Source organism: Bradyrhizobium sp. Kon69 (assembly GCF_055807515.1).
Genome location: NZ_JBVVOS010000598.1, coordinates 1 through 233 on the forward strand (window position 1 = coordinate 1; position 233 = coordinate 233).

1 protein-coding gene is annotated in these 233 nt (G+C 63.1%); it reads right to left on the bottom strand.

What is annotated here, in order from left to right:
• Nucleotides 1-233 (bottom strand): hypothetical protein (locus AC0L3U_RS40295; protein WP_473365258.1); only part of this gene is annotated, 233 nt, incomplete at both ends.

A 233-nucleotide genomic window follows, 5' to 3' on the forward strand; every position in this document is an offset into this window, starting at 1 on the left:
GCCGCGTCTGTGTCGGCTGCGGTCGTTTCGATGATTTCGCTCGGCGTGTCAGGTGTTTGATAGGCACTCAGCGTCGCACGCAGTGTGGCTTCCCGCTCCAGCGCGGATGGGTCGAGTACCTCGCCCCGGTTGGCGACGACCTCGATCAGCTCGAGCATATGGTCACCGCACTTGAGCAGTACGGCGATCAGCCCCGCGTCCACAGCCACTTCGCCATCGCGAATACGGTCAAG